Here is a 4,545-nt window from a genome sequence, read left to right on the forward strand (position 1 = left end):
GGCGGGCAATCACCCAGGCGGCGCGCAGTTTTTCAGGGATCATGCCGCTTTCTCCTGGCCGGATGCGTTTTCTTCCAGCGCACGCGCGGCGGCCTCCCCGGCGATGGCCACGAAGGCGTCATGCAGGCCGGGCCGCTCGATCGACAGCGAAAGAATGCCCGCATCCCCTTCGATCAGGGCGCGCAGCAGGGGCTCAACCCCGCTTTCGGGCAGGGTGAAATGCCAGAAGGCGCCCTCGCCCCGCGCATCGGCCGGCAGCGCCGCGCGCCAGGCGCCATCGCGCGCGCGGGTTTCCAGCCGCACCTGCGGGCGCAACCGGTCGCGGGCATCGTCCACCAGCCCGGCAAACGGCACCTTGCCCCCCGCGATGATCGCCACCTGGTCGCACAGGCGTTCGGCATGGGCGATGACATGGGTGGAAAAGATCACCGTGGTGCCACCTTGCGCCAGGGCGCGGATCATCTTTTCCAGCTTGCCCTGGTTGAGCGCGTCGAGCCCTGAAAACGGTTCATCGAACACCACCAGCTCAGGCTGATGAACCAGCGTGCCGAGCAGTTGCACCTGCTGCGCCATGCCCTTGGACAGCTGGCGGATCTGGCGATCGGCGGCATAGCCCAGGCCATGCTCTTCCAGCAGTTCGCGCGCCCGCGCCCGCCCGGTCTTGAGCGGCACCCCGCGCAGCGCGGCTAGAAACGCGATCGCCTCGGTCGCTTTCATCGCCGGATAGAGCCCGCGCTCTTCGGGCAGATAGCCGATTCGCCGCGCCACGTCGGTCGGGCGTTCATGGCCGAGCACGCGGCGCATGCCCGCATCGGGATCGATAATGCCCAGCAGCATGCGCAGCGTGGTGGTCTTGCCTGCGCCGTTGGGGCCAAGAATGCCGTAGATGGCGCCGCGCGGCACGCGGATGTCCACCCCGTCCACGGCGGTGAAACCATCGAACCGCTTGACCAGCCCGCGCGCCTCGATCGCCCAATCGCCGTCTTGCCCAATCGTCATCGCCACGCCATGCCCCTTTTGATTGGTCCACATAGCCCCATGAACGCAAGAGACGGAAGACTTGGTTAAAACCCCGCCTGCCCCCCTGGAACAACGTCTGCGCGAAGAGGCGCTGCGCCTGGGCTTTGCCACCTGCGGCATTGCCCCGGCCGCAGACGATCCGCAGCGCAGCGCGCACCTGCACCAGTGGCTGGCCGATGGGCGCCATGGCAGCATGGAATGGATGGAAACCCGCAAGGAACAGCGCCAGGGGCCGCAATCGCTGTGGCCACAGGCGCAAAGCGTGATCGCCCTGGGCATGAGCTATGCCCCGGCGCACGATCCGCTGGCCCTGGCCGATGTGCCCGATCGCGGCCGGATTTCCGTCTATGCCCAAGGCGTGGATTATCACGACGTGATCAAGCGCGCACTCAAGGCCTTGGCCCGCTGGCTGGTGGCGACCGAGCCGGGCGCGGAGGTCAAGGTCTTTGTCGATACCGCGCCCGTCATGGAAAAGCCGCTTGGCCAGGCCGCCGGGCTGGGCTGGCAGGGCAAGCACACCAACCTGGTCAGCCGCCGCCACGGCTCATGGCTGTTCCTGGGCGCGATCTATACCACGCTGCGCCTCACGCCCGACGCGCCCCATGCCGATCGCTGCGGCAGTTGTACCGCCTGCCAGGATGCCTGCCCCACCGGCGCCTTTCCCGCGCCCTATCAGCTCGATGCGCGGGCCTGTGTGTCCTATCTCACGATCGAGCACAAAGGGCCGGTGGACGAACGCTATCGCGCCGCGCTGGGCAACCGCATCTATGGCTGTGATGATTGCCTGGCGGTGTGCCCGTGGAACCGCTTTGCCCAGGCAGCGGCCGACAACCGCGCGTTCCTGCCCCGCGCCGAACTGGTGGCGCCGCGCCTCGCTGAACTGCTCGCGTTGGACGATGCCACGTTCCGCCAGGTCTTTGCCGGCTCCCCGATCAAGCGGATCGGGCGCGATCGCATGGTGCGCAACTGTCTCTATGCCGCGGGCAACAGCGGCGATCCGGCACTGATGGCGCCGGTGCGCGCGCTATTGGACGATCCCGATCCGGCCGTGGCCGATGCCGCGCGCTGGGCCCTCGCGCGGCTGACTTAGATTAGATTAGATTAGATCAGATCGTGAAGCTTTCGCCGCAGCCGCAGGTGCCCTTGGCGTTGGGATTGGCAAAGACGAAGCCGGCCTGGAAATCGTCTTCGACCCAATCCATCGTGCTGCCGATCAGGTAGAGCACCGAGGCGCCATCGATGAACAAGGTGCCGCCGGGCGTATCGATGCGCTCGTCCATCGGGTTGGCGGCGTTCACATAGTCCACCGAATAGGCGAGGCCCGAACAGCCCCGGCGCGGGGTGGACAGCTTGACACCAATGGCGTCGGCCGGCGCGCTGGCCATCAGCGTGGCGATGCGCGCATGGGCCGACGGGGTCAGATTGACCGCCGCAGGGCGCTGGCGGGTGCGGGTGGGGACATCGGTCATGGCTTAGAGCATCCCGAGTTCGAGCTTGGCATCATCGCTCATCTTCTGCGGGTCCCACGGCGGATCCCACACCAGGTTCACTTCGGCGTCGCGCACGCCGGGCACCGCGCTCACGCGCAGTTCCACTTCGCCGGGCATCGATTCGGCCACCGGGCAATGCGGCGTGGTCAGCGTCATGGTCACGGCCACGTGTCCGTCTTCGGCCACGTCGACGCCATAGATCAGCCCCAGGTCATAGATATTGACCGGGATTTCCGGGTCGAAGATGTCGCGCAGCGCGGCCACCACGCCTTCATAGATCTCGCCGCCCGGCTCGCCAGGGTTCACCCCTTGCGGCTTTTCCGCCAGGAAGCCCGACAGATAGTCGCGCTTGCGCTCGCCGGCCGTTTCAACCGGGGCAGCTTCTGGTGCCGGCTCGGGAATATCGTCCACATGGGCCCGGCGCGGCGGGTTCACCGCATCGACTTCCTCAACCGTGAAACGGGGGGTATCGGCGCTCATCCGAAGATCCTCAAGGTTCGCGCAATGCCGCGCACGAGCGCTGCGACATCGCTTTCATCGTTATAGACGCCAAAGCTGGCGCGGGCCGTGGCCGGCACGCCCAGATGCTCCATCAGCGGCTGGGCGCAGTGGTGGCCGGCGCGGATCGCCACGCCTTCCTCGTCCAATATGGTGCCAAGGTCGTGCGGATGCACCCCCTCGATCACGAAACTGACGATCCCAGCGGCATCGTCCGGGCCAAACAGGCGCACGGCGTTGAATTCGCGCAGCGCCGCGCGCGCGGTGCGCACCAGGGCGGTTTCGTGGGCATGGATGGCATCAAGCCCCAGCCCTTGCACGAAATCGACCGCCACACCCAGGCCAATCGCCTCGACGATGGCAGGCGTGCCCGCCTCGAACCGCTGCGGCGCGGGGGCAAAGGTAGTGCCGGCAAACGACACGCGATCGATCATCGCCCCGCCGCCCTGCCACGGCGGCATGGCATCGAGCAGATCGGCCTTGGCATAGAGCGCGCCGATGCCGGTCGGGCCATAGAGCTTGTGCCCGGAAAAGACGTAGAAATCGACGTCGAGCGCCTTCACGTCCACTTTCAGGCGCGGCACTGCCTGGCAGCCGTCGATCAGGATCTTCGCGCCCACGCCATGGGCCAGCGCCACCGCGCGTGGCACATCGAGCACGCTGCCCAGCACGTTGGACACATGGCCCAGCGCCACCAGCTTGTGCGCGCCGGTCAGCATGCGTTCGGCCGCATCCAGATCGATCTGGCCATCGGCGGTCAGCGGGCAGACATCGATGGCAATGCCGGTGCGCTGCGCCAGCAATTGCCAGGGCACGATGTTGGAATGATGCTCCAGCATCGAGAGCAGCACGCGGTCCCCGGCCTTGAGATTGGCCAGGCCCCAGGTCTGCGCCACCAGGTTGATCGCCTCGGTCGCGCCGCGCGTGAACACGATCTCGCCCTCGTGCGCGCCGAGCAGGCCAGCCACCTTGCGCCGCGCCGCTTCAAAGCCCAGCGTCATCTCGGCCGAGCGGGTATAGACCCCGCGATGCACCGTGGCATAGTCCACGCCGATGGCGCGGGTGACGGCATCGATCACCACCTGCGGCTTTTGCGCGGTGGCGCCGGTATCGAGATAGTGCCAGCGCGTACCGTCAGGATTGGTCAGGCCCGGCCAATCAGACGCCTGCGTCAGCGCGGTGGCGGCAAGCGTGGTCATAGCAACCCTCCCAGCGCGGCGAGTGCGGCCTGCGTCAGCACTTCTTCCTCGGGCGCATCGACAAAGGCTTCGGCGATGAAGGCCTGCAGCATCAGCTTCTTGGCCTCTGCCGGCGGCAGGCCGCGCGATTGCAGGTAGAACAGGCCCTGCGCGTCCAGTTCGCCCACGGCGCAGCCATGCGCGCACTTCACGTCGTCGGCATAGATTTCCAGTTCGGGCCGGGCATTGGCCGTGGCGGTGCGATCGAGCAGCATGGCGCGGATCGACTGTTCGCCATCGGTGCCCACCGCTCCACGATCAACCACCACGCGGCCGAGATAGGTCCCGGTCGCGTGGCC

The 4,545-nt window shown here is 67.2% G+C and carries 6 protein-coding genes; 1 reads left to right on the top strand and 5 read right to left on the bottom strand.

The genetic code is table 11. From position 1 onward, the window contains the following. Nucleotides 1-39: 39 nt before the first annotated feature. Nucleotides 40-999 (bottom strand): ABC transporter ATP-binding protein, encoded by a 960-nt coding sequence (locus H926_RS0113145; RefSeq protein ID WP_043609486.1) that lies wholly within the window; start codon nt 997-999, stop codon nt 40-42. Between the two features lie 61 nt (nt 1,000-1,060). On the opposite strand from H926_RS0113145, the gene queG reads away from it, so the two are divergent. Beyond that, nucleotides 1,061-2,110, top strand: a complete 1,050-nt coding sequence (queG, locus tag H926_RS0113150; RefSeq protein WP_022676723.1) for a tRNA epoxyqueuosine(34) reductase QueG — start codon at nt 1,061-1,063, stop codon at nt 2,108-2,110. 16 nt (nt 2,111-2,126) lie between these two features. On the opposite strand, the gene H926_RS0113155 is transcribed toward queG, so the two are convergent. The 4 genes from H926_RS0113155 to H926_RS34705 form a co-directional block, all read right to left on the bottom strand. Then, complete coding sequence (locus H926_RS0113155; RefSeq protein WP_022676724.1) at nt 2,127-2,489, bottom strand: iron-sulfur cluster assembly accessory protein; 363 nt, start codon at nt 2,487-2,489, stop codon at nt 2,127-2,129. 3 nt (nt 2,490-2,492) lie between these two features. Then, a complete protein-coding gene (locus H926_RS0113160) occupies nt 2,493-2,990 on the bottom strand; it encodes an SUF system Fe-S cluster assembly protein (protein WP_022676725.1) in 498 nt (165 codons plus the stop codon). Beyond that, on the bottom strand, nt 2,987-4,207 hold the full coding sequence (locus H926_RS0113165; protein ID WP_022676726.1) for a cysteine desulfurase: 1,221 nt from the start codon (nt 4,205-4,207) through the stop codon (nt 2,987-2,989). The genes H926_RS0113160 and H926_RS0113165 overlap by 4 nt, the downstream gene beginning before the upstream one ends. Next, nucleotides 4,204-4,545: SufD family Fe-S cluster assembly protein (locus tag H926_RS34705; protein ID WP_237741034.1), on the bottom strand; the 342-nt coding region annotated here is incomplete at its 5' end. The genes H926_RS34705 and H926_RS0113165, both read right to left, overlap by 4 nt.

The organism is Novosphingobium sp. B-7 (assembly GCF_000410615.1).
Lineage (GTDB): Bacteria > Pseudomonadota > Alphaproteobacteria > Sphingomonadales > Sphingomonadaceae > Novosphingobium > Novosphingobium capsulatum.

Bases quoted from the DNA above. Each gene is read 5' to 3' on its own strand.
- H926_RS0113145 (WP_043609486.1), bottom strand. From the start codon at position 999: ATGACGATTGGGCAAGACGGCGATTGGGCGATCGAGGCGCGCGGGCTG.
- H926_RS0113155 (WP_022676724.1), bottom strand. From the start codon at position 2,489: ATGACCGATGTCCCCACCCGCACCCGCCAGCGCCCTGCGGCGGTCAAT.
- H926_RS0113160 (WP_022676725.1), bottom strand. From the start codon at position 2,990: ATGAGCGCCGATACCCCCCGTTTCACGGTTGAGGAAGTCGATGCGGTG.
- H926_RS0113165 (WP_022676726.1), bottom strand. From the start codon at position 4,207: ATGACCACGCTTGCCGCCACCGCGCTGACGCAGGCGTCTGATTGGCCG.